The organism is Nostoc sp. CALU 546 (assembly GCF_048836525.1).
The window spans coordinates 1-24826 of the sequence record NZ_JAWJTF010000045.1; the positions used below are offsets into that span (position 1 = coordinate 1).

20 protein-coding genes and 3 pseudogenes are annotated in these 24826 nt (G+C 41.3%); 16 read left to right on the plus strand and 7 right to left on the minus strand.

Going from position 1 to position 24826, the window contains the following annotated elements; all coding sequences use genetic code 11:
• The first annotated feature begins 626 nt into the window (after positions 1-626).
• The 4 genes from RRG12_RS21335 (at position 627) to RRG12_RS21350 (ending at position 4974) form a co-directional block, all read left to right on the plus strand.
• Positions 627-1814, plus strand: a complete 1188-nt coding sequence (locus tag RRG12_RS21335; RefSeq protein ID WP_420758821.1) for a glycosyltransferase — start codon at positions 627-629, stop codon at positions 1812-1814.
• Between the two features lie 251 nt (positions 1815-2065).
• On the plus strand, positions 2066-4096 hold the full coding sequence (locus RRG12_RS21340) for an FAD-dependent oxidoreductase (RefSeq protein WP_420758820.1): 2031 nt from the start codon (positions 2066-2068) through the stop codon (positions 4094-4096).
• A gap of 216 nt (positions 4097-4312) precedes the next feature.
• Positions 4313-4639 carry an ATP-dependent Clp protease adapter ClpS gene (gene clpS / locus RRG12_RS21345; RefSeq protein ID WP_069073336.1) on the plus strand — a complete coding sequence of 109 codons (327 nt, stop codon included), beginning with the start codon at positions 4313-4315 and terminating at the stop codon, positions 4637-4639.
• 5 nt (positions 4640-4644) lie between these two features.
• Positions 4645-4974 (plus strand): DUF2103 domain-containing protein, encoded by a 330-nt coding sequence (locus tag RRG12_RS21350; protein WP_420758819.1) that lies wholly within the window; start codon positions 4645-4647, stop codon positions 4972-4974.
• Between the two features lie 85 nt (positions 4975-5059).
• Here RRG12_RS21350 and RRG12_RS21355 read toward each other — a convergent pair whose 3' ends face one another.
• The 3 genes from RRG12_RS21355 to RRG12_RS21365 all read right to left on the minus strand — a co-directional run bounded on the left by RRG12_RS21355 (position 5060) and on the right by RRG12_RS21365 (position 7327).
• The gene (locus RRG12_RS21355; protein ID WP_069073338.1) at positions 5060-5380 is read right to left on the minus strand and encodes a hypothetical protein; all 321 of its coding nucleotides are present in this window, start codon (positions 5378-5380) and stop codon (positions 5060-5062) included.
• Between the two features lie 667 nt (positions 5381-6047).
• Positions 6048-6476, minus strand: a complete 429-nt coding sequence (locus tag RRG12_RS21360) for a hypothetical protein (RefSeq protein ID WP_420758818.1) — start codon at positions 6474-6476, stop codon at positions 6048-6050.
• On the minus strand, positions 6473-7327 hold the full coding sequence (locus RRG12_RS21365) for an FAD-binding domain-containing protein (protein ID WP_420758817.1): 855 nt from the start codon (positions 7325-7327) through the stop codon (positions 6473-6475). The genes RRG12_RS21360 and RRG12_RS21365 overlap by 4 nt, the downstream gene beginning before the upstream one ends.
• 104 nt (positions 7328-7431) lie before the next feature.
• Here RRG12_RS21365 and bcp point away from each other — a divergent pair, with 104 nt between their 5' ends.
• The 4 genes from bcp to RRG12_RS21385 all read left to right on the plus strand — a co-directional run bounded on the left by bcp (position 7432) and on the right by RRG12_RS21385 (position 10503).
• Entirely contained in the window at positions 7432-7911 is a 480-nt protein-coding gene (bcp, locus tag RRG12_RS21370; protein WP_420758834.1) for a thioredoxin-dependent thiol peroxidase, read from the plus strand.
• Between the two features lie 70 nt (positions 7912-7981).
• Positions 7982-8638: a type I restriction endonuclease gene (locus tag RRG12_RS21375; protein WP_420758833.1), complete on the plus strand. Its 657-nt coding sequence runs from the start codon at positions 7982-7984 to the stop codon at positions 8636-8638.
• 75 nt (positions 8639-8713) lie between these two features.
• Complete coding sequence (locus RRG12_RS21380) at positions 8714-9340, plus strand: restriction endonuclease subunit R (RefSeq protein ID WP_420758816.1); 627 nt, start codon at positions 8714-8716, stop codon at positions 9338-9340.
• A 5-nt stretch (positions 9341-9345) separates the two neighbouring features.
• Positions 9346-10503: a cysteine desulfurase family protein gene (locus tag RRG12_RS21385; RefSeq protein WP_420758815.1), complete on the plus strand. Its 1158-nt coding sequence runs from the start codon at positions 9346-9348 to the stop codon at positions 10501-10503.
• Positions 10504-10528: 25 nt separating this feature from the next.
• Here the strand turns inward: RRG12_RS21385 and RRG12_RS21390 are convergent, their stop codons facing one another.
• Complete coding sequence (locus RRG12_RS21390) at positions 10529-11479, minus strand: 1-aminocyclopropane-1-carboxylate deaminase/D-cysteine desulfhydrase (RefSeq protein ID WP_420758814.1); 951 nt, start codon at positions 11477-11479, stop codon at positions 10529-10531.
• 210 nt (positions 11480-11689) lie between these two features.
• Between RRG12_RS21390 and RRG12_RS21395 the strand changes: the two genes are divergently transcribed.
• The 3 genes from RRG12_RS21395 to RRG12_RS21405 all read left to right on the plus strand — a co-directional run bounded on the left by RRG12_RS21395 (position 11690) and on the right by RRG12_RS21405 (position 16050).
• Positions 11690-13420, plus strand: a complete 1731-nt coding sequence (locus tag RRG12_RS21395; RefSeq protein ID WP_069071583.1) for a diflavin flavoprotein — start codon at positions 11690-11692, stop codon at positions 13418-13420.
• A gap of 110 nt (positions 13421-13530) precedes the next feature.
• Positions 13531-14043: a phosphate-starvation-inducible PsiE family protein gene (locus RRG12_RS21400; RefSeq protein ID WP_069071584.1), complete on the plus strand. Its 513-nt coding sequence runs from the start codon at positions 13531-13533 to the stop codon at positions 14041-14043.
• A 270-nt stretch (positions 14044-14313) separates the two neighbouring features.
• Complete coding sequence (locus RRG12_RS21405) at positions 14314-16050, plus strand: diflavin flavoprotein (protein WP_069071623.1); 1737 nt, start codon at positions 14314-14316, stop codon at positions 16048-16050.
• 305 nt (positions 16051-16355) lie between these two features.
• On the opposite strand, the pseudogene RRG12_RS21410 reads toward RRG12_RS21405, so the two are convergent.
• Both RRG12_RS21410 and RRG12_RS21415 read right to left on the minus strand, forming a co-directional pair.
• A pseudogene (locus RRG12_RS21410) lies at positions 16356-16617 on the minus strand (hypothetical protein); the annotation flags it as partial.
• Positions 16618-17069: 452 nt separating this feature from the next.
• Complete coding sequence (locus RRG12_RS21415; RefSeq protein WP_069071585.1) at positions 17070-17942, minus strand: DUF4397 domain-containing protein; 873 nt, start codon at positions 17940-17942, stop codon at positions 17070-17072.
• A gap of 845 nt (positions 17943-18787) precedes the next feature.
• Between RRG12_RS21415 and RRG12_RS21420 the strand changes: the two genes are divergently transcribed.
• Positions 18788-19789, plus strand: coding sequence for an ABC transporter ATP-binding protein (locus RRG12_RS21420; protein WP_420758813.1), 1002 nt, complete (start codon positions 18788-18790; stop codon positions 19787-19789).
• A complete protein-coding gene (locus tag RRG12_RS21425; protein ID WP_420758812.1) occupies positions 19790-20602 on the plus strand; it encodes an ABC transporter permease in 813 nt (270 codons plus the stop codon).
• Between the two features lie 42 nt (positions 20603-20644).
• On the opposite strand, the pseudogene RRG12_RS21430 reads toward RRG12_RS21425, so the two are convergent.
• Positions 20645-21019: pseudogene (locus RRG12_RS21430) on the minus strand (four helix bundle protein).
• Positions 21020-21172: 153 nt separating this feature from the next.
• Here RRG12_RS21430 and RRG12_RS21435 point away from each other — a divergent pair.
• The 3 genes and pseudogenes from RRG12_RS21435 to purU all read left to right on the plus strand — a co-directional run bounded on the left by RRG12_RS21435 (position 21173) and on the right by purU (position 24760).
• A pseudogene (locus RRG12_RS21435) lies at positions 21173-22863 on the plus strand (GldG family protein).
• A 285-nt stretch (positions 22864-23148) separates the two neighbouring features.
• Positions 23149-23772, plus strand: coding sequence for a DUF4340 domain-containing protein (locus tag RRG12_RS21440; protein ID WP_420758832.1), 624 nt, complete (start codon positions 23149-23151; stop codon positions 23770-23772).
• Between the two features lie 133 nt (positions 23773-23905).
• On the plus strand, positions 23906-24760 hold the full coding sequence (gene purU / locus RRG12_RS21445; protein ID WP_420758811.1) for a formyltetrahydrofolate deformylase: 855 nt from the start codon (positions 23906-23908) through the stop codon (positions 24758-24760).
• Positions 24761-24826 lie beyond the last annotated feature (66 nt).

Consider the following 24826-nt stretch of genomic DNA (forward strand, 5'->3'; position numbering starts at 1 on the left):
ATTTTTGGCTTAAGTTGACACGCATGAGCAATGTGCTTTAACCCCTACATCTGACCATCGAAGAACGATTAATAAAAGGCTGAAACGACCCATTCTCGTATATTCATACGATGATTAAGTTGTACAGTGCGTAAGTTCTAATATATATGACTATTTATTTGAAATACTAGTAGGGTAAGTCGTAGCTCTGGTTTTTGTAACAAAAAATTAACTACGAAAAATTAATTTATTTCAATATCATAAATAAGGTGTGTAGATTATCTGTCAATAGTTTAATGAGGGAGTAGGGAGTAGGGAAGAGGGAAGAGGGAGTAGGGATGTTTCTCCCAAGGGCAACTTTATTGCCTACTCGATCGCAACCCAGCTTTCGCCGTGGCCAATGACTGTAGGGATGTTCCTCCCAAGGGCAACTTTATTCCTACTCCCCACTCCCTGTTTTGGTGACACAGATTAAAATTACACTTTACAGCTTGATGTAGGGGAGCCAGCACGCAAGGTCTTTTCCCCATTTTGGCAAGAGGTGTGAGACGATTTAGTGCATAGCGCAGCCTCTTGCCATCTCGGCACAAAATAAAAGTTGGTCACTACAGCAAGCAAAAAATCCGAACCCAGAATTTATTGGCAATATGAAACTCAGTCTGTGCATGATTGTGAAAAATGAAGCATCAACACTGCCTAAATGTCTGAGCAGTGTCAGAAAAGTAGTAGATGAAATGGTAGTTTTGGATACAGGCTCAATCGATCGCACTCCCAATATTGCCCAACAACTCGGTGCAAAAGTCTATCATTTTAAATGGTGTAATGACTTTAGTGCTGCTCGCAATGCAGCTCTAAAATATGTCACTGGTGATTGGATTCTGGTATTAGATGCTGATGAAACTCTGAATCCAGCAATTGTACCGCAGTTACAAGAGGCGATCGCAAGAGATGAATACCTGCTAATCAACCTCGTTCGCCATGAAGTTGGTGCAGAACAATCTCCCTATTCTTTGGTTTCCAGGCTATTCCGCAATCATCCAGATATTCGTTTTGACCGTCCTTATCATGCCTTAGTGGATGATAGTGTGGCAGCAATTTTAACTAAAGAACCCCATTGGCAAGTGGGCTATTTACCAGGGGTGGCACTTTCACACGTAGGATATCAAAAAAGTGCGATCGCTCAAAATAACAAATATGCTAAAGCCGCTACGGCGATGGAAGGATTTCTCGCAACTCATCCTGATGATCCCTATGTTTGCAGTAAATTAGGGGCATTGTATGTACAAACTGGGAAAATTACCCAAGGTATGGAGTTACTGAGACGAGGAATCACCGTTGTTGAAGACAACTACGATATTTTATATGAACTCCACTATCATTTAGGTATTGCCTACAATCGGTTGAAAAAATTCCCACAAGCGATTTCTCACTATCAAGCTGCCATCAAATTGCCAATTTATCCCATACTCAAATTGGGAGCATACAACAACTTGGGCAACTTACTCAAAGCAGCAGGGGATTTCAACGGTGCAAAAACCGCTTACGCCACAACTTTGAAAATTGACCCTACTTTTGTTGTTGGACATTATAATTTGGCGATGACATTTAAGGCTTTGGGTTTATTTATAGACGCGATCGCATATTATAAAAATGCCATCGGGTTAAATCCCAACTATGCCGAAGCTTATCAAAATTTAGGGGTAGTGTTGCTCAAAGTTGGTAATCATCAAGATAGTTTAACAGCTTTTAGAAAAGCGATCGCCCTTCATGAAAGGTATAATCCCGAAGAAGCGAAGAGACTACGCCAGGGGTTAAAAGAGATGGAACTGATGTAGATGTGAGGGAGATGAGGTTAAAGGTTAAAGGGTAAAGGTTAAAGGGTAAAGGGTAAAGGTTAAAGGTTAAAGGTTAAAGGGTAAAGGTTAAAGGGTAAAGGGTAAAGAAACAAACCCCTTCCCCCTTCCCCCTTCCCCTTTACCCTTCTTCATAATTCCCAATGCCCAATGCCCAATTTAGCTTGTAATGAACATTTGCTGAATGCTACCTTCTACAAGGTGACACAGGATTTGGAGTGATTTTTTTTAATATGATACGTAGACACGAAGTAGCTTTTAGCTTGACATCGCTGATCAGTCTCAATTTAATATCTAGTTTAGTTGCATTTGATTCTGCGATCGCCACACCACCCAGAACCCCAGATAAAAGTGTAAATTGCGAGATTTTAGTTGTGGGTGGTGGACTGTCTGGTGTAGCCACAGCTTACGAGGGGTTGCTAGCAGGACGAACAGTTTGCCTTACAGAAATTACTGACTGGCTGGGGGGACAAATTTCTGCTCAAGGGACATCTGCATTAGATGAACGACCAACTCAACGTTCCCAACAATTTTATTCTCGCGGTTATCTGGAATTGCGAAACCGCATTCAGCGTAAATACGGAGAACTTAATCCAGGTGACTGTTGGGTAAGTGACTCGTGCTTTCTTCCCCGTGATGCTCACACCATTTTGACCCAGATGCTCAAAGATGCCGAAAAAAAAGGCAAAGGCAAGTTGCAATGGTTTCCCAATACGGTAATTAAAGATTTAGAAATCGCTGCTGATGGCAAAATAATTAATGGTGCGATCGCAATCCAACATCAACCACCAAAAGGCGCACCACCCCTCAATACTTTGACGTTATCTCAAAGTATTGAAGATGCCTATCGCTACGAAAACTCATCTCGGTTTACTAAAACTATTGTCCGTTTCATCCCCAAAGCCGCAAAAGAGAATGCTCCGAAATGGTACGTTGTAGACGCTAGCGAAACCGGGGAAATTATCGCCCTTGCTGATGTTCCTTATCGATTAGGCATTGATGCCCGTTCCTACCTAGAACCTTCTGCATCCAGCGCCAATAATGACCCCTATTGCACTCAAGGGTTTACCTACACCTTTGCAATGGAGGCAACCAAGGAAGCGCAACCGCAGACAATGCCCCCATTTTATTTACAATATGCGCCATATTTCAGCTATGAATTAGCACGACTAGCTAACTTTGATTTAGTTTTTACCTATCGTCGCATTTGGAGTCCAAACAAAGGCCAACCAGCAAAATTCGGCGGTGTAAGTTTTACTGCGGCGACACCAGGGGATATTTCCATGCAAAACTGGACTTGGGGTAACGACTACCGCCCCGGAACAGCCCAGGATAACCTAATTTACACTCGCCAACAGTTACAAGGTACTGGGCAATTACAGCCAGGGGGGTGGATGGGAGGACTGCGGACAGAAACTCTCCGCAGAGGTGAGGAAAATGCCCTATCTTTCTATTACTGGTTGGTAGCCGGGACTACAGATTCTCAACTAGGGGAGGGTGTAAAGCAGCAGCGAACTAATAATCGCTTTGTTTCGGGTTTAAATTCGCCAATGGGGACAGCACATGGCTTATCGAAATATCCCTATATGCGAGAAGGACGCCGCATTATTGGCCGCCCTAGTTGGGGACAACCAGAAGGCTTTGCTATCTGGGAAATTGATATTTCCCGCCGAGATTACAATGATGAGTATTATTCAAAGACTCTGCCAGCAGATATGTATCGTCGGCTACGAGCAGCAGTTGCAGGTTTGGAAGCAGTATCAGTAATTGACGGTCAAGTTACACCAGACAAAGCAATGCGACGGACTCGTTCTACCATCTTCCCCGATTCTGTGGGTATTGGTCACTACGCAATAGATTTCCATCCTTGTATGCTGAATAGTCCCCCAGAAGCCCCTGGTAATATAGAACGTCCAGGCGAAAGACGCGGTGCAGGTCAAGCTTATCCCTTCCAAATTGCTCTCAGGGCGATGATTCCCCAGAAAATCGACAATTTGCTAGTAGGAGGCAAAAGTATTGGTACTAGTCATATTGCCGCTGCTGCCTATCGGGTACATTCCTTTGAATGGTCGGCTGGCGCAGCCGCGGGGACTGTCGCTAGTTTTGCCATCAAAAATGCGATCGCACCTTACCAATTAGTCGATGACTTACCCAAACAAGAGCCACAGCTAGAAGCACTCAAACAGCTTTTACAAAAAAATGGCAACCCTACCGCTTTCCCAGATACATCTATTTTTAACCAAAACTGGGATAATTGGAAATAGGGCATTGGGCATGGGGCATGGGGCATTGGGCATTGGGCATTGGGCATTGGGCATTGGTTATTAATTCTTTTCCCCATTCCCCATTCCCCATTCCCCATTCCCCATTCCCCATTCCCCATTCCCCATTCCCCACTCTCCATTCCCCACTTCCCAGACAATAAACTAAACTAATTACTTATAGTGTAGTTTTGTAAAATACTCTTGACCAATTGTTGTATGGTTATGACACTTTCAGCAGATGTTTACGGGATGGCCACAGCACCAACTGTAGCTCCTGAACGGTCTAATCAAGTTACCCGTAAGACTTATCCGAATTACAAAGTGATTGTATTAAACGATGATTTTAATACATTCCAACACGTGTCTGAATGTTTGATGAAATATATTCCGGGGATGACTGGCGATCGCGCGTGGGATCTGACTAATCAGGTACACTATGAAGGTCAAGCAATCGTCTGGGTTGGGCCCCAAGAACCTGCGGAACTCTATCACCAGCAGCTGCGCCGAGCAGGTTTGACAATGGCACCTCTAGAAGCAGCTTAATTATCATGGGCAAACCCCCCGTAGATCCTCTCGGAACGGCTTCGCAAAAAGCAAAAGCTGCCAGACTGGTTTGGAATCACTCGACACACCTTTCTGGTCTTATCCCTATTTTAGAACGTCTTTGTCAGCACGATGGTATCCAAACAGTTACACCGGGAGTGATTGGGCGGTCAAAAGGTCATTGTCCAAAAATGCAACTGCGTGTCTCAGTTCCGATTCGGGGGGGCTATAAAGTCATTGCACGGCAGGGGAAAACAGTACAAGAGGTGTTTATCCTAACGACCTTATCCCAAGATCAACTAGAAACGTCATTAGCGATCGCCATGAGATGTTAATCATGCCCGATAGGAGTGCTGAATTGAGAATCTCACTTTTTACCCAATGCCCCATGCCCAATGCCCCATGCCCAATCCCCAATAACTATTCCTCAACCCGATGTACTGCAAATTTGTGTAGCGGCAGACTAACGATGCAAGAAAAAGTTAAGAAATATGACAGAGCCGTAGTTATTTTCAAAGTCATCAGCACAGATTCCCAATCGGGTAAAACCATTTTCTCTATGCCAAAAGCTACACAGTAAACCAACCAGTAACTAAAGCTCATTCTAAACAGAATCCGCTCTGTTTCTTCCATCTCATTTGTTTTTTGCTTACTATCCCACAGTAACACCAGTCCAATAATGCAAGCTACAAAGGAAACAGCAACTACAGATTCGTGACAAAATATATTTAACGAATGCATTTGTGTTTATCCCCACATTTTCCAGTTGAAACTCAGTCTAAAGGAATATTCCTTCCAGAAATACAAATTATTTACAAACCTCAATAGATTGAAGAGTGCTGAGTGAGAAATCTCACTTGCAACTCAGCACTCATAACTCAGTTAACCTTCAAGGCTAGTTGCCAAAATTGAAGTGTTTGCAACAATTGCTCCTTCATGTATAAGAAAGGTTTAAGTATTTCCAAGAAATGTATAAGCAATTACTGCAAATGCTTAATACTTTGCAACAATTGCTCCTTCATGTATAAGAAAGGTTTAAGTATTTCCAAGAAATGTATAAGAAGTTGCTGCAAATGTTTAATACTTTGCAACAATTGCTCCTCCATGTATAAGAAACGTTTAAATGATTGCAGCAATTGTTGTAATTAACTTATGAGTTAATCTTACTTAAAAAATCAATCAAAATCTTTTAAGTAAAATTAATTGCCCTCAACTCCCTTCTCTCAATTTGGGCTACGGTGTACACACAAGTTATCGAATCACTACAAGTTCTCAAATTACCCCACCCTAACCCTCCCCTTAGAAAGGGGAGGGAACTAGATTTTCTTGTTTCCCCCCAATGCATCGGGGGGATTAAGGGGGGTAATTATACTTGTGTGTACACCGTAGCCCAATTTATAAGAGGAATTTAGGGTAAGGGCTTTTGATAAACATAATTTTGAGCCACTTTCCAATAGCGCGAGAAACGTTTCAAGTCAATATAGCCGTCATAGTCAAAAAATGGTTCTACCTCTAGCACTTCCATTGCTATAGAACGCTCCATTTGATTACAGATATCATCAAACCGGGGACTGGGACTATCGGCTGTGACAACTAAATTGGCATCATGTTCTTGAGCAAAAGCCAAAATTTCCAGTGCCACATTGCCACGGCGAATAACAACAGGTAACTCTAGTAAACATTCGTAGATAAAAGTCAGACGTTTAAGACTCAATTGCCATTCCTCTATCAAAGCCTCATCCCAAACCCAGATAGCCGGGGCATTGGGGTATTTTTGCAATGTGGGATTATATGGACTGAGACAATCTCCATGTACCCAAACAATTGGTTTATTCATTTTTTACCTTTCTTTCCACGCTGCCAACTTTGGCTATTAGGTTGTTTACTAAATTCACCTTTAGGAAAAAGTCGCTGTTCTAATTCTTCATAACTGCCTTCAAAATCACAATGACCGTAAAGGGGACATTTCTGGCAATAAACGCCTTTGGTGTAGCGTTCTAAATTTTCACGGTTGAAAAAATATGGTTTATGACTAAAAGTGCTGGCAACCCACTGCCATGACATATTATTACTAGCAGGATCTCCATCTAAAAGATGCTCAAGAAACCACTTGGCTCCTGCTTGCCAACGAATACGCCGCCAATGAATAATATAAGCCGCTAACCACATTCGTGCGTGGTTATGTAAATAACCAGTTTCTCTCAAATCACGACTGAAATTGTCAATGCAAACTCTGCCTGTAGTTCCTTCTCTCACATCTTGCGGCAATTCGGGTGCATATTCAGCCACAGTGTAACCAGTTTTGTACTCTTCCTGGTCTTTCCAGATTTCATCCCCCAACTTCATATACAACCGTTGCCAATAGTCGCGCCAGCCTAATTCGTTAATTAGTTTTGTAGCATCATCTTGGTGCTGTACTTGGTTGAGGATATAATCTCGAATTTCTCGCAAACTCAAAACGCCATAGCGGATGTAAGGCGAAAGTCGCGTGACTGCGCCTGTGAAGAAATTACGTGTTTGGGCATAGCGAAGGGGATCGATTTTTTGCAGCGCTGTTTGTGCCGCTTTGCGTCCCCCCAGAGTTTCGCTGATGTGGCGATCGCGTTGTGCTGCACCTGGGAATTGTTCGCGCAAGTAGGCTACCAACTCATCGCGGTTGGTAAATTCGCGTTGCATATCTTTAGTCATTGTCAGCAAATAGGAATGGGTGCGTAGGCATAGCTCAATCTATGTACAATTGTAAAGCGATATCTACGATGGGCTACGTCTACACAATCTCTCACACCCTCATCATGAGCAACATTCCCCAAGTCGGACAACCAGCGCCAGATTTCTCCACCCCTGACCAAAATGGCAATTCGGTCACTCTCGACGACCTCGGCAGTCAGTGGGTTGTCCTCTACTTCTACCCTAAAGATGACACACCGGGCTGTACCACCGAAGCGAAAGATTTCACCGAGTTGTATCAAGACTTCAGCGCACTGGGAGCGAAAATCTTAGGCGTAAGTCCAGATTTGGCTAAGTCCCATTGTAAATTTATCAGCAAACATAACTTGTCAATCACCCTTTTAAGTGACCCAGAACATATTTTAATCGAAGCCTACGGCGCTTGGCGCTTAAAGAAGTTTATGGGCAAAGAATATATGGGTGTTGCTCGGTCAACCTTTCTAATTTCACCTGATAAAATCATTGTATATACTTGGCCTAATGTGAAAACCAAAGGTCATGCTCAGGCAGTTTTAACTAAATTACGGGAATTAGCAGCTACGTAACGCGGCTGGATGCTAGAAACTGCGTGATAATTAAAGTCAGGAATTAGACTTTTTGCAAGTTGAAATAAATATGATTCAAGTCATCCAAGCGCAAAATGTCACTCTTGCCTACTTAAAGAAAAAATTTGCTCTCTATAAATCTGAAGATGATAAATTTTTTACAGAGTGGTTTGACTATATCCCTGAAGTTTCCGAATTAGAAAAGCAATATTTAGACAGAGTTAAAAATAACTATCTTAACGTCCTTGAAAATGCTCCTCTTTTAGAAGAAGCAGTAAAATTGGTAGTATTATCTCCGTTGTTAGATTTAGCTGGTTTTTATCGTCCTCCTTTTTATATTGCTACTAAAGAAAGTGTAGAAATTAGTGAAGATTTTATCATTGATGATGAAGTAACTACCGAAGATACTAAAGAAATTATTAAAGGTAAAATTGATGTCTTAGTTCTCCAAGATCAGCTATGGTTACTGATAATTGAATCTAAAAGGTCTAGTTTTTCCTTGGCAAAGGCGATTCCTCAAGCACTAACTTATATGCTGGCAAATCCTCAGCCTGATCGTCCTACATATTCCTTGGTAATGAATGGAGAAGATTTCCAATTTATCAAGTTGATAAAACAAGATAAACTAATGTATGCTTTATCTGATAGATTCACTTTATATAGATGTGAAAATGAATTATATAAAGTTTTGAATATATTAAAAAAGATAGGTCAACTTTTAAGTTAATTTTCTTTGCTATTTTTATCTAGATTAATACTAGAACAGTTTCGTAATAGTTATATTGCATCTTGTAAATAAATTATGGTTCAATTTATCCAAGCACAAAATGTCGGGCTTGCCTATTTGGAGGAAAGATTTAGCCTACAGCTAGCCGAAAATGAGGCATTTTTTACAGAATGGTTTGAAAATTTACCGGAAATTACAGATTTAGAAAAGCAAGATTTAGACAAAATAAAATTTCATTTTCTCCGTTTAGTCAAGCGTCCTCCTTTGTCAGAAGAAACGGTGAAATTAGTAGTTTTATCTCCTTTACTCAATTTAGCTGGATTTTATGATGAGCCTTTTTATATGAGAGGCGAGGAATCAATAGAAATTTCTGCGGAAGATGAAGGAGAAATCATTAGAGGTAGAATTGATGTTTTAGTTATTCAAGAACAATTCTGGTTGTTAGTAATTGAATCTAAAAGGGCTAGCTTTTCTCTTTTAGAAGCTATACCTCAAGCACTTGTTTATATGCTGGCTAATCCTAGTCAAGACAAACCTACTTTTGGATTAGTAACAAATGGTAGTCATTTCATTTTTATAAAACTGACTAAACAAAATATACCAAAGTATGCATTGTCTGATGAATTTAGTCTGTTGAGGAGAAAAAATGAACTGTATCAAGTTCTAAGCGTATTAAAAAATTTGAGTCAAAGTTTGAGTTAATAATTATGTCGATTCGTCCTATCTACCTTGATTGTCACGCTACTACACCCGTAGATGAACGGGTACTGGCAGCAATGCTTCCCTACTTCACAGAAAAATTTGGCAACCCAGCAAGTATTAGTCATGTTTATGGTTGGGAAGCAGAAGCCGCTGTGAAGCAAACACGAGAAATTTTAGCAGCAGCAATTAATGCTAAACCAGAAGAAATTGTGTTTACGAGTGGTGCAACAGAAGCAAATAATTTAGCTATTAAAGGTGTTGCCGAAGCTTATTTTAAAAAAGGTCAGCATATTATTACTGTTGCCACTGAACATAATGCAGTTATTGATCCTTGTAATTATTTAAAAAGTCTCGGTTTTGAAATTACTATTCTCCCTGTCCAAAAAGATGGACTGATTGATTTAACTGAGTTAAAAAAAGCTTTCCGTCCTGAGACAATTTTAGTATCGGTGATGGCTGCAAATAACGAAATTGGCGTATTACAGCCTTTGGCAGAAATTGGAGAAATGTGCCATGAACACGATATCATTTTCCATACCGATGCAGCCCAAGCTATTGGTAAAATTCCCTTAGATGTGCAAGCGATGAAAATTGACTTGATGTCGCTAACAGCACATAAAGTATATGGCCCCAAAGGTATTGGAGCGCTGTACGTCCGCAGACGCGATCCCAGAGTAAAACTAGCTCCCCAGCAACACGGCGGTGGACACGAGCGGGGAATGCGTTCTGGTACATTGTATACACCGCAAATTGTCGGCTTTGGCAAAGCTGTAGAAATCGCTTTGGCTGAACAAGCAACAGAAACCCAACGCCTCACCCAGTTAAGACAAAGATTGTGGGAACAGCTTTCGCAAGTTGAAGGAATTCATCTCAACGGACATCCGCAACAGCGATTGGCGGGAAACTTGAGTATCAGTGTTGAGGGAGTGGATGGTGCGGCACTTTTGTTAGGATTGCAGCCAGTAATGGCCATATCTTCTGGTTCTGCTTGCTCGTCGGCAAATACTGCACCTTCCCATGTTCTCACAGCATTGGGACATTCAGAAAAGCTAGCTTATGCCTCAGTGAGGTTTGGCATTGGACGCTTCAATACCCAAGAGGAGATTGATATTGTGGCGAAACATGCGATCGCTACCATTCAAAGTTTACAAAATAAACGGTAAGAACCCTAGCAGAGATGTAGCATTGCTACGTCCATGAGATTTTAGTAAACTTCTGAAAACGCTCCTCCATACCGGCATTGCCTTGTAAGCCGCCTGTATGTACTAGCAACAAGCGATCGCCTTTACAAAAAAATCCCTGCTTTAGTAAATCCATCACTCCGTAAAACATTTTGGCAGTATATACGTAATCGAGAGGTACGCCATGTTCCTGTGTAAACTGCCGGCTGAATAGTAGTAACTCATCGTTCACTTTTGCATAGCCGCCAAAATGGTAATCACATACCAATTCCCAGGAAGCGGGAGAAGTATATGGTGCAGGTAAATCAGAGGTGAGGTAATTTGTCAATAAAGTTTCGATTTCTTGGGCAAGAAATGCCCCATTTTTCAATACGGGAAATGCGATCGCTCTTTGTGTTTGATCCAACGAAAGCGCAATCCCCGCCAGTGTGGTAGCCGTACCGCAAGCAACGCATATATGATTAAATGCAATCGCATCACCAATAATTATCTCTGTGCAGCCGCGCACACCATTTAAATTACTCCCGCCTTCGGGAATCATAAACACCTCGCCGAAACGTTGTTGCAGATATTCCTGTAATGCTGGTGTGTTGCGCTGTCGATACATCTCGCGGTTCAGGTACACAAGCTGCATACCCTGCTGTACAGCAAAACTCAGCGTTGGGTTTAATGGTAGCCTCTCCTCCCCACGAATTACGCCGATGGTGCGAAAACCAAAAAGATTACCAGCCGCCGCAGTTGCATAGATGTGATTAGAATAAGCACCGCCAAAGGTTAACAGCGTTGTGAAATTTTTCTCTCTGGCTTCTAAAAGATTGTATTTCAGCTTGAACCACTTATTGCCGTTAACCCACGGGTGCATGAGATCCAAGCGCAGCATATACAGAGTAACACCAGCCTGGAGAGCAATTTCGCTGTTGATTTGTTGTATGGGAGGAGGAAAAAATATTAACGACATCCATAAACATTTTAACTTAGTATTTATATCTTCTCACATTCATTATTGAAGATAAAAGTAATGATAAACATTGAGCAATTCAATGGTAAATGACGAATAAAACTTTCTGATGATTAGCTTTAGAAATTGGCATTTTACTAATTGAGTATTTCAAGTAAACATAAGAAACATAACGCTCTCTTCAGACAAAAATATTTTTGGAGAAAACAAATGGTTGCACTCATAGAGCTTACTCAAGCTACTCCCAACCCAGGACGTTTGACGATTCAAACTGTTGAAATTGCTCCTCAAACAACTGCTATTCGTTGTCTCGACTGGGATAGAGAACGTTTTGATGTCGAGTTTGGTTTACAGAATGGTACAACCTATAATTCTTTCTTAATTCAGGGAGAAAAAGTTGCCTTAGTTGACACATCTCACCGGAAGTTTGAGGAATTATATCTTGAGGTAGTGGCGGGATTAATTGATCCGGCTAAGATAGACTATTTGATTATTAGCCACACGGAACCAGACCATAGTGGGTTAGTGAAAGATATTTTACAATTAGCTCCCTCAATTACTGTTGTTGGTGCAAAGGTAGCTATTCAATTTCTAGAAAATATGGTTCATCAGCCGTTTAAATCAATGCAGGTGAAAAGTGGAGAGCGATTAGATTTAGGCAATGGACACGAATTAGAATTTATATCTGCACCTAACTTACACTGGCCTGACACAATCTTGACTTATGACCACAAAACTAGCACTCTCTACACCTGTGATGTGTTTGGGATGCATTACTGTGATGACCACACTTATGATGAAAATATCACCTTACTTGAGGAAGACTTTCAATATTATTATGATTGCCTGATGGGGCCTAATGCTCGGTCTGTCTTGACAGCTTTAAAGCGGATTGAAAACTTAAAAATAGAAACAGTTGCCACGGGACATGGCCCTTTATTACAACACTATATCTCTGAATGGCTGGGGCGCTATCAAAATTGGAGTTTAGAACAAGCAAAAACAGAGACATTAGTGGCTCTATTTTATGTTGAAGATTACGGGTATAGTGAGCATTTAGCCCGTACCATAGCTCATGGATGTGTGAAAACAGGTGTGGCAGTAGAATTAGTTCCTCTTAATAGTTCCGAGCCTCAAGAAGTTCGAGAATTAGTTGCACAATCTTCTGGTTTAGTAATTGCAATGCCACCCCAATCTCTGGTGATAGCTCAAGCGGCTTTAAGTACGATTTTAGCTGCTGTTCACAAGAAGCAGGCAATTGGTTTATTAGAGTCAGGAGGTGGAGAAGATGAACCTGTTTATCCTTTACGTAATAAGTTTCAAGAACTGGGATTAACTGAAGCTTTTCCACCTATTTTAGTTAAGGAAATTCCTACCCAAGCAACGGAACAGCTTTGTGATGAAGCGGGGACAGATATGGGTCAATGGTTGAACCGCGATCGCACCATAAAACAGATAAAATCTATCAATACCGAGTTAGAGAAAGCTTTAGGGCGGATTAGCACAGGATTATACATCATCACCGCCAAAAAAGGAGAAATTCAGAGTGCAATGCTGGCTTCTTGGGTGACACAAGCAAGTCTTGAGCCTTTGGGAGTGGCGATCGCAGTATCCAAAGATCGGGCAATTGAATCCTTGATGCACGTTGGCGATCGCTTTGTTTTAAATGTTTTAGAAGAAGGCAAATATCAAGGATTAATGAAACACTTTCTCAAGCGTTTTGCTCCTGGTGCAGATAGATTTGCTGGAGTGAAAACATATCCAGCTAAAAATGAATCGCCTGTTTTAGCTGAAGCTTTGGCTTACATGGAATGTGAAATTACTAGTCGCATGGATTGTGGCGATCATTGGGTAATTTATAGCACTGTTCAAACTGGAAGAGTTGCCAAGCTAGATGCACTTACCGCCGTCCATCACCGGAAAATTGGCAATCATTACTAATTTGTCATTTGTCATTTGTCATTGGTCGTTGGTCATTTGTCATTTATCATTAGGCTCCCCTGTTCCCCAACAGACGCGATGAATCGCGTCTCTACAACTCCCAAAAAACTATGTATAAATCTGTTGAGAACACCCCGATTAGTATGTATGAAATCAATCGGGGGCGCGTTGTGCGAACCTTGGAATTTATCCAAGATGTGATTGTGATTTGTTTGTGTATCGGTTTATTTAGCTTCATGGTGCTTCAGGTGAGAGATATGTTTCTCTCCTTGCTTCCACCTCTAGATTTTCATGCTGTTACTGCCGATATTCTCTTTTTACTTATCTTAGTTGAGTTATTCCGACTACTGATTATTTACCTACAGGAACATCGAGTATCTATTGGGGTAGCTGTTGAAGTTTCCATCGTTTCCGCTTTGCGAGAAGTCATTGTTAAAGGTGTTTTAGAAACAAGTTGGAGTCAAGTTTTAGCAACTTGTGCCTTTTTATTAGTGCTGGGAATACTACTGTTACTCCGAGTTTGGCTACCCCCTACTTTTGAAGGTATCGATCCCGAACAACAAGTATCTAAACGCTATAGAAGCCGAGTTAAGTCTGAATTAACACAAACCAATGGTCATTAAAAATAGGGAGTGGGGAGTGGGGAGTGGAGAGTAGTTAGGGAGATGAGGCAATACGGTTCGGATAAGCATTTTTCATTTTCCTTGTGGTCTGGGGAAAGGGTAAGGGGTAAAGGGTAAAGGATGTATTCAAAACCTTTCCCCTTTTCCCTTTCCCCTTTAACCGAACCGTATTGGGAGATGAGGGAGACAAGGATAATAACCAATGCCCAATTCCCCATTCCCAATTCCCAATGCCCAATTCCCAATCCCCCATTATTAACAGAGGTTATTATGTCTGCAAATACTTTAACTACCAGTCATCCTAGAGATGTACAAGTTGCTGAAATTGGTAAAAATACTCTGATTCTGCGATCGCGGACTTGGGACAGATTAAAATTTGAGGTGGAATATTCCCGCCAACGAGGGACTACAGCAAATTCTTATCTGATTCAAGCTGATAAAAAGGCTTTAATTGACCCTCCCGGCGAATCTTTTACCGAAATTTACCTTGAGCAACTTGCACAACATCTAGATTTCATCTCCCTCGATTACATTGTTCTCAGTCATGTCAACCCGAACCGCAGAGCAACCTTGCGAGTATTGCTCTCTCTGGTTCCTCAAGCTACTCTCATTTGTTCTCGCCCCGCCGCCAATGCTCTCAAAACCGCTTTTCCCGAATTTGAATCACCTATTCAAGCGATGCGATCGCAGGATACTCTAAATTTAGGACAAGGACATCTTCTATCATTTATCTCTGTACCGACTCCCCGCTGGGCGGATGGACTTTGTACCTACGATGCCGCTACAAAAATTCTCTACACTGATAAACTTTTTGGCGCTCATATTTGCGAAGATACTTTGTTTGATGAAGATTGGAAGGGATTAGATGCGGAACGTCGTTACTATTTTGAATGTCTCCATGCGCCCCAAGCGAAACAAGTCGAAGTAGCCTTAGATAAAATATCGCTTTTGGGAGCCAGATGTTATGCTCCAGCACACGGCCCGGTTGTTCGTTACAGCCTGAGTCGTTTTACCTATGATTACCGCCAATGGTGTCAAGGACAAAAATCTCAAGAATTAAGTGTCGCTTTGCTTTATGCTTCTGCTTATGGAAATACAGCAATTTTGGCGAATGCGATCGCTCAAGGTTTAGTCCAAAATGGAGTTAATGTAGAATCAATCAACTGTGAACTAGCCGATTCTGCGGAGATTAACCGCATTGTCGAAACCTGCGATGGCTTGATTATCGGCTCACCTACTTTAGGCGGCCATGCACCAACTCAAATTCAAACTGCTTTAGGAATAGTTCTCTCTGTGGCGGCTAAAACTAAGTTAGCAGGGGTGTTTGGTTCTTACGGTTGGAGTGGCGAGGCAATTGATTTACTAGAAAGCAAGCTCAAAGATGCAAATTATCAACTAGGGTTTGAAACGATTCGGGTGCGTTTCAGTCCGACTCCTGAGATTCTCCAACAGTGTCAAGAAGCAGGTGCTTTTTTTGCCCAAAACTTGAAGAAAACTAAAAAACTGCGGACTTCCCGCCAGATTGTCACAGAAACCCATGTAGATCGTACCGAACAAGCGGTGGGGCGGATCATTGGTTCTCTGTGTGTTGTGACAACTCGTGATGAAGAAGCCCACAAAGGCGTTTTAACTTCTTGGGTATCCCAGGCAACTTTTAACCCGCCAGGAATTATGATTGCGATCGCTAATGAGCAGAATGCAGATTTAATGCATCATCCTGGTGATAAATTTGTGCTAAATATCCTCAAAGAAGGAAGAAATGTCCGACGCTATTTTTCTCGTCATAGCACTTTAGGCGATAATCCCTTTGCAAATCTTGCCACAAAAACGGCTCTAAATGGTTGTTTGATTCTGAATGAGGCATTAGCCTATTTAGAATGTACAGTGCAAAATCAGCTTGAATGTGGCGATCGATGGTTAATTTATGCCGTCATCAATCATGGTGAAGTTTTGGAAAACGATGGTGTCACTGCTTTAGAGTATCGGAAATCTGGCAGCTATTATTAATCTGACTTTTTACGGTATTTGAAAAACCTCTCTCTAAATCTCTCTCCTAAAAGGAGAGAGACTTTGAATTTTCCCCCTTCCCGCGACGAGTTGGGGGTTAGGAAGTTTTTCGTGAGGGACTTCCAGAGAATAAAATATACAGTTAATAAAAATGATAATCATTCTGAAAGGGAGAGAGCAGTTGCCGACAGCAACTGCTCTCTCCTAACAAAATATATGCAAGATAAATGTCTGCACTCAACAATAAAAGAGCGCAGTGAGGAGAATGGCTATTGCACGAAAAACTGTTATTTAACTTCTAACAATTACGTTGCTCCGTAACAAATATCAACAAACCACTTGCCTACGTTTGGTAAATTCTCTTGACCCAAATTAGTCAAACGTGAAATTTTATTTTCAATTTCTTGCATAGCTTCTTTAGTTAAACGCACCCCATTAGCATAAGTTTGAGTGACTAACTTATCGCCAACGTTGTGACTTTCAAAAATCCTCTAAAATATCAACTATAAGATCACTAGTTGCTTTAGATTCTGTAAAATATAAAAATAGTTCATCTAACTCTGGAAGATTTACCTCTAAGATTGATTTGAAGAATATCAGCTAATTTTGTGATTCCAGTATCTGCTGATATTTTGTTAGCACTCAACCCCAAACAAGCAGTAATTAGAGTAACTGCAACGGCGATGTGGTCAGTTGCTTGGCAGTCACATTAATAACTACTAAAGCGGGTCTGATTGAATCAGCCGCTTCCGCTTCAATAGTTATACAGTTTTTTCAAAAATTAAATAAGTAGGACTTACGCATTGACAGAAAATACCAAATATGGGTTCTTTGAAAAAGCACGTCTGTCGTAGGGGTTTAGCATTGCTAAACCCCTACAGATGACCATCGAAGAACGATTAATAAAAGGCTGAAACGACCCATTTTCGTATATGCATACCATGATTAAGTTGTACAGTGCGTAAGTCCTAATAAGATTGATTCCTATGGCTAAAAATGCCTCACTAAGTTGATATTGCTTACTGCACAATCTGATAACACCCATTGGCATTAGGAGGCGCTGTTTGTGTTGAGGCAGTTGTGAGTAGCAGTGAGTTAGGTGCTTGGCCTAAGCCATTACCTGTAGCAATTACATCAAAAATGACTCCGGGCGGGACTTGTTGATTCGCAACTTCTACTGTGATTGGTGGGTTGAAGGCATTATTGATCAATGGGTCAAATTGGTCAGGTAGAACTGGATTGAAGTTATATGTACCAGCCGTAAGTTCTGGGTAAGGAATAGCAGTTTTGGGTGTTAGGTCTGTGATACGAGTTTCATCCACATTTGGGCTAGAGGATTTGCTAATACGGAAATCTATAACAGCGCTAGTTTCCGAAAAGCGATACCAACGTCCTTTAAATTTACCTGGATTAGGCTGTGTTAAATCCTCTGGAATCACAAAGGGTGATTGATTAAATAATGGTTGACCTGAGGGACCTTGTAGTGTTCCTGTGATCGCTACTGTATAAGCACTATTAGGCGCTCCTGTAAAGGTTCTAGAAGCAATTGTACTGGAAGTACCAGATTGCACAAAACGTACATTAATATTTCCTGGTGTTACATTTACATATTTACTAGCTTGACGAAAATCTACATTCTCCAAAACTTTTTGACCGTTGACAATCACATCAACTGGTGATGCAGTAGGAACCGCAGCGTTAATAACTCTTAATTTGGCAGGGCATCTATAAGGGTTTAGAAGAGAATCTAGTAGACTTAGGCTTCCAGTGGGCAATTTTTGTGAAGGCTCTGTAGATAGTTGAGAATAGGCTAAACCTTTGTATGGATAACTAGTCAAACTAATTAAAGATAATGTCAAAGCACCTAAGAATAATCGTCTTGTTAGAAACATATCTTCCTCCTATCGTGAGACAAAAATAACAAATGATCAAGCTTTGTTTTGCATAAAAAATGATGCGATAATCATCACAAAGATTTTTTATGTATGGGGATATAGATGCAGGTTTTGTCAACGTAAAAGACAACGGGCGCACAATAACGTTCGCCTCAAGACATTAGACTTGGGCAGAATATCATTGCAGCAGCACATATAGTGGCTGGCTTCAAGTGTCCAACGTGACAAATGCTTTGGTGGAGGCTGCTTGAAGTTTGTTGATAGCGCACTTCATAGTTCTAATATTTCACGATTTTTAGGAGAATGCAAGGACAATTAAGCGGTTAATAGCTGTCATTTAACCATTTAATAATGTATTAGTTGCTTGATAACGAATTTATATGTGTAGTTATATATGTAGGTAGTTGACATAGTGAGCAGTATTTACTTCTGCACCCCAAACCGCCGCATCATCTCCTGCAATTCCACCGCCTCCCCATCCGGCGTGTACACAACCTCACCCGACATCGCAATCACAATTCTCTATGAATTCTGAGTCTCATAGCTAAAGTCCACTCAAGTGGACTAAATGATCAATTCAGTCCACTTAAGTAGACTTCAGCTATCAGCCCTGAACTTCAGTTCTGGGCGGGATGTCGGTGAGTGTGACGGTTTCACTTTAACAAAGCCTTACAAGGAGAAAGGCTTTAATTTTTCCCCAACCCTTGTAAAGAAGCTTGCTCGGTAGTTAGATTTTCAGGAACTTTACCCGTTGTCGGCTAATCTTAGTGCCAGTCCCCCATACCCAATATCGTGATCTAAGATTGTTGGGTATTCTATAAATTGCGATCGCCACTATACGGATGATTGAAGTTGAACATCTGAGTAAAATATACGGCTCTACCCCAGCGATTACTGATGTCACTTTTAGCGTCGAGCCTGGGGAGATTTTAGGCTTGTTAGGCCCCAATGGCGCTGGAAAAACCACAACCATGCGGATTCTGGCTGGTTATTTACCGGCAACCAATGGAAATGCCCGGATTGCTGGTTATGATGTCCATGAAAATTCCCTGGCTGTACGCCAACGCATTGGTTATTTACCGGAAACACCACCGTTGTATCCAGATATGACGGTGGAGGGATTTTTGCATTTTGTCGCCCGAATTAAAGGAGTTTCAGCAGGCGATCGCCCCAACAAAGTAACAGCCGCCATCGAACGCTGCAACCTAGAAGATAAGCGAAAGGTAATTATCCGCAAACTCTCAAAAGGATACCGCCAAAGAGTCGGAATTGCTCAAGCGATCGTCCACGATCCACCAGCAATCATTCTCGATGAACCCACCGTTGGACTCGATCCTCGACAAATAATTGAGGTGCGGAATTTAATTAAAAGCCTTGCTGGGACTCACACAATTATTCTTTCCACCCACATTCTGCCAGAAGTGAGTATGACTTGTAGCCGTGTCGCCATCATCAATCGCGGCAAAGTCGTAGCAACTAATACACCAGAAAACCTAATGACCCAGTTGACAGGTGGTTCAGGGTATGAATTGGAAATAGAAGGAGAAGCTGCTCTAGCGAAACAGGTATTGCAAAAAGTCGCGGGTGTGAGTCTGATAGAATCAATTCCGACAGCCGGTCATCAACCCCAGGCAAATCGCGCTTACCTGCGGGTAATATCGCAACCGGGAAAAGAACCAGGAAAGGATATTGTCACAACATTAGTGCGTGCAGGATTTGGTTTACATGAACTGCGGCGAGTAAACGCTACCTTAGAAGACGTATTCTTGCAACTGACCACAGAAGAAAAGAATTTCGAGACTGAGGTAGACTTAGCAGCAGATAAAGAAGGAGAGGCAGCGTAAATGGGTGTAGTACTGAGTAATATCATTGCCATTTATCGCCGGGAGTTGCAGAGTTATTTTGTATCGCCATTAGCTTATGCGATCGCAGGTATATTTTGGTTTCTCGCGGGGTTATTCTTCGTGATGATTTTGCTAGGGCCAGATGGCATTTTGTTAGGAGTTGCGGCAATAGATGCACAAGGGCAACAGATGGGAGTACCAGTACCGCCGATAGATGTCCCTTACGAATTTGTCCGAGCATTTTTGGATCGCATGGGATGGCTATTGTTGTTTATCCTGCCAATACTCTCAATGGGACTCTATGCCGAAGAACGGAAGCGGGGCACTTTAGAACTATTAGCCACCTCACCAATCACCAATTGGGCGGTGGCGGTAGGTAAATTATTAGGCGTGCTAACATTTTTTACCACGATGGTTTTACCCATGCTAGTGTTTGAAGCGATCGCTATTAGTGCCTCAAATCCACCAATGGCGCCTTCAATTCCCTTACTGGGCCATTTTGGATTAATCTTGCTAGCAGCAGCAATTTTATCTGTAGGAATGTTTATTTCCTCATTAACAGACAGCACAATTCTGTCTGCCGTTCTTACCTTTGCAGTAATTTTATTATTGTTATTGATTGATTTAATCGGCAAAATTGTCCCTGGCCCCATCGGCGAAGCTTTAGGTTATCTATCTTTGCTGAAACATTACAACACATTAATCCAAGGCATTTTTGATACCAGCACCTTCATTTTATTCGGCAGTTATATTTTTTTGGGCATCTTTCTCACCGCTCAATCAATTGATGCACTGCGCTTTCAAAGGCAATAGTCATTTGTCATTGGTCATTGGTCATTGGTCATTTGTCATTTGTCATTTGTTATCTGGTACATTGCCAATTGAGTTTAGGTAGGAGTTTAATTTTGGTGCTAGTTCGTTAATGATTGTTTTGATTGCATTTATCTGTTCGGTAGTTAAAAGGTTACGAGTGTAAGCTCGTCTTAACCAATGTTGAGTTTCATTGAGAGAGCCTCTTGCTATTTTTATGAAACGTCTATTTTCTTGAAAACTACCTCTTCCTACACCTTCTGCTATATTCGCACCGATACTATCTGCCGAACGTACAATCTGTTTACCAATCGTATCTTTTGCAAAAAAATTCCATCCTTCAACAATTTTCCAAATGTCATCAGCTAATTGTTCTGATAATTGATAAACCTGTAATTATTGGAAACGCTTTGTTGCCATTTATTCAGTTATCTTGCTTACTTTACTTATTTTTAGTCACTCAATTCTCATCCATATATTTTTACTTGTCACCATTTTTAGAGAAATGACCAATGACCAACAAGCAATGACCAATGACCAACGACCAATGACAAATGACAAATGACAAATAATATGAAAATAGTTGCAAAAAATAAACTGTGGAAATATTTATTTTGGTTAGGCCCATTCCTAATTACTGTCGGCTTAACAGTTGGATTAGTCTCTGAACAGTGGGGACTAATTCCATTAATATTTTTAATTACGGGAATTGTGATTAGTGGGTTGGGGATAATATGGCAAAGCTATCAGACTAACTGGTGGAAGCGTCGTTCTACCCAAGCTGGGACTAATGCCCTAGTGGCAACTTTAGCAGTATTGGCAATATTGGGATTGATTAACTTTTTGGGAACTCGCTATCACTGGCGGGCAGACTTAACGGAAGCTCAATTATTTACCCTTGCGCCCCAGTCACGGGAATTAGTAAGTGCATTACCAGAGCCGGTTAAGGTGTGGGTGTTTGATATTAACCAGAATCCCCAAGACCAAGAATTGCTAGAAAATTATCAACGACAAAGCTCAAAATTTAAATATGAGTATATTGACCCCCAAACAAGACCAGGACTAGCAGAAAAGTTTGGCGTCAAAGATTACGGGGAAGTTTATTTAGAATCTGGCGATAAACGGCAATTAGTGCAAACAGTCAATCAAAATGAGCGTCTGTCAGAAATCAGATTAACTAGTCGCCTGCAACAACTAACAAGTTCAACCACAGCCAAAGTTTACTTACTCCAAGGTCATGGCGAACGCCAACTTTCGGCTGGTAAAGATGCAATATCACAAGCAGTTCAGGGATTAGGCGACAAAAACTTTACAACATCTCCGCTGAATCTAGCAGAAACCTCCAAAGTTCCTCAAGATGCCGCTGTCGTCATAGTAGCTGGCCCCAAGCGAGGGCTGTTTGAGGGCGAAGTCAAAGCTTTACAAGAATATCTGAATCGTGGCGGTAACTTACTGTTGATGATTGACCCTAATACCGATCCCAAACTTAACAGCTTGCTACAAGAGTGGGGTGTTCGTTTAGATAATCGTTTAGCAGTCGATGTTTCAGGTGAAAGCGTGATAGGACTTGGCCCTGCAACGCCCTTAATTACAGAATACGGACAACATCCAATTACCAAAGATTTCGGTAACGGTAATTCTTTTTATCCAGTTGCACGACCACTAGAAATTACCTCTGTACCTGGTGTTGAGGCTACTCCACTACTACGAACCAAACCCTACCCCAGCAGTTGGGCAGAAAGCGACCTCCAAAGCGAAAAATTGGAGTTTAATGCAGATAAAGACCTTCCAGGGCCTCTTACCTTGGGTGTTGCCTTAACAAGAAAACAAGCAGCTAAATCTGCTACCACTCCCCAAACTTCACCAACACCTTCACCCCTACCATCACCAACCACCCAAGCTCAAACTCCCCCCACCCCCCCCCCCTCCCCCACTCCCCCTCCCCCCCCCCTCCACACATCTCCCCATCACCCACACCCTCATCTCAAACAGCTACCGAGTCAAGGTTAGTAGTTTTAGGAAATTCTAACTTCGCTACCGATGGCTTGTTTCAACAGCAACTAAATGGAGATGTATTCCTCAACTCAGTTACTTGGCTGAGTCAACAGGATCAGCAACCCCTTTCCATTCGCCCCAAAGAACCGAAAAACCGTCGAATAACCCTGACTACTACCCAAGGCAATCTTTTAATAGTGTCGTCTTTATTGGTTTTACCCTTAATTGGGTTTGCGATCGCAGTTCTTCTCTGGTGGAAACGACGGTAAAAAGTGAGTTAGGAGGTAATTGGTCTTTGAAGACGCGATAAATCGCGTCTCTACATGAGGGTTTTGTTGCTCATTCTGAACCGTATTGATGTATAAATATTAACTCCTCACAAATGACAAATGACCAATGACAAATGACAAATGACAAATGACCAATGACAAATGACAAATGACAAATGACCAATGACAAATGACAAATGACCAATGACCAATGACAAATGACAAATGACAAATGACAAATGACCAATGACCAATGACAAATGACAAATGACAAATGACCAAAAAATGAAATTGCCACGAACGACTTTAATTTTGATAGTGTTAGCCTTGGGTTTAGGTGGTTTTGTTTACTTCTATGAAATTCGGGGCGCAACTGTACGAGAAGAAGCAAAGGAGCAAAAGCAGAAAATTTTCTCTTTTGCAGAAGATGATGTCCAGTCCTTAACGGTCAAGACAAAAAAACTCACCTTAAATCTGGAACGTAGCCCTGAATCTAGTAACCCCAAGTGGTTAATCAAATCTCCGATATCTGGCCCAGCAAATGACGCTATTGTTTCTTATTTAATGGATTTGCTGGTCAAAGGTAATAGCGATCGCACTTTATCAACTCCAGCAAAAGAGCTTGGACAATTTGCCTTAGATCAACCCCAAGCAACTATCAATATCACCCTGAAAAACCGACAAAGCCATCAATTAATTTTAGGAAAATCTAACTTTAACGGTCGTTTCTTATATGCTCATACTGACCCAGCTACAAAACCCGATGGAAATATAAATGTACTATTGGTATCTACAGATTTTGCAAATGCCGTGAATCGGGAATTATCAGAGTGGAAGCAACCTGTAGATAATAGTCAGAAACTACCTGGACTCAGCACCCCTTTACCAACTCCGACCAATGGTAAATGAGCAATTACGCTTTCTGTGGTATGTTTCGGTAACGCCCAGTCAACTTAGAGCCAAGGCGAATAGAATTGGAGGTTTATAGCCGTCTTTTTAACGTCAAGTTGACTTCAAATCTCACTAGTTTTTCTAAGTTACTATGACAAATCCGACAGCAACACTGCTAATTTCCTGCCCCGATCAACGGGGATTGGTGGCGAAATTTGCCAATTTCATCTACTCTAACGGTGGTAATATTATCCATGCAGATCAGCATACAGACTTTGCCGCTGGGTTATTCCTCACGCGCATTGAATGGCAGTTAGATGGGTTCAATTTACCGCAAGAATTTATTGCCCCTGCTTTTAATGCGATCGCCCAACCTTTAGGTGCTAAATGGGAAATACGTTTTTCTGATACAGTACCACGCATAGCTATCTGGGTAAGTCGGCAAGACCATTGTCTATTTGACTTAATTTGGCGACAACGTGCCAAAGAATTTATTGGTGAAATTCCTTTAATTATTAGTAACCATAGTAATCTCAAGATAGTTGCAGAGCAATTTAATATTGACTTTAAACACATTCCTATTACTAAAGACAATAAATCAGAACAAGAAGCCCAACAACTAGAATTACTACGCCAGTACAAAATAGATTTAGTTGTATTGGCGAAATATATGCAGATTGTTAGTGCAGAGTTTATTAGTCAATTTCCACAAATTATTAATATACATCATTCATTTTTACCAGCATTTATCGGAGCAAATCCTTATCACCGAGCTTTTGAACGTGGGGTAAAAATTATTGGCGCAACGGCTCATTATGCCACTGCCGATTTAGATGCAGGCCCAATTATTGAACAGGATGTGGTGCGAGTCAGTCACCGTGATGAGGTTGATGATTTGGTGAGAAAAGGCAAAGATTTGGAGAGAGTTGTATTAGCAAGAGCGGTGCGATCGCACTTACAAAACCGTGTATTAGTATATGGGAATAGAACAGTAGTATTTGAGTGATTTTATATGCGAATGAATGTAATTTTACGAGAGATGAGTATAAAAATATTAAGAGTTATCGCTGGG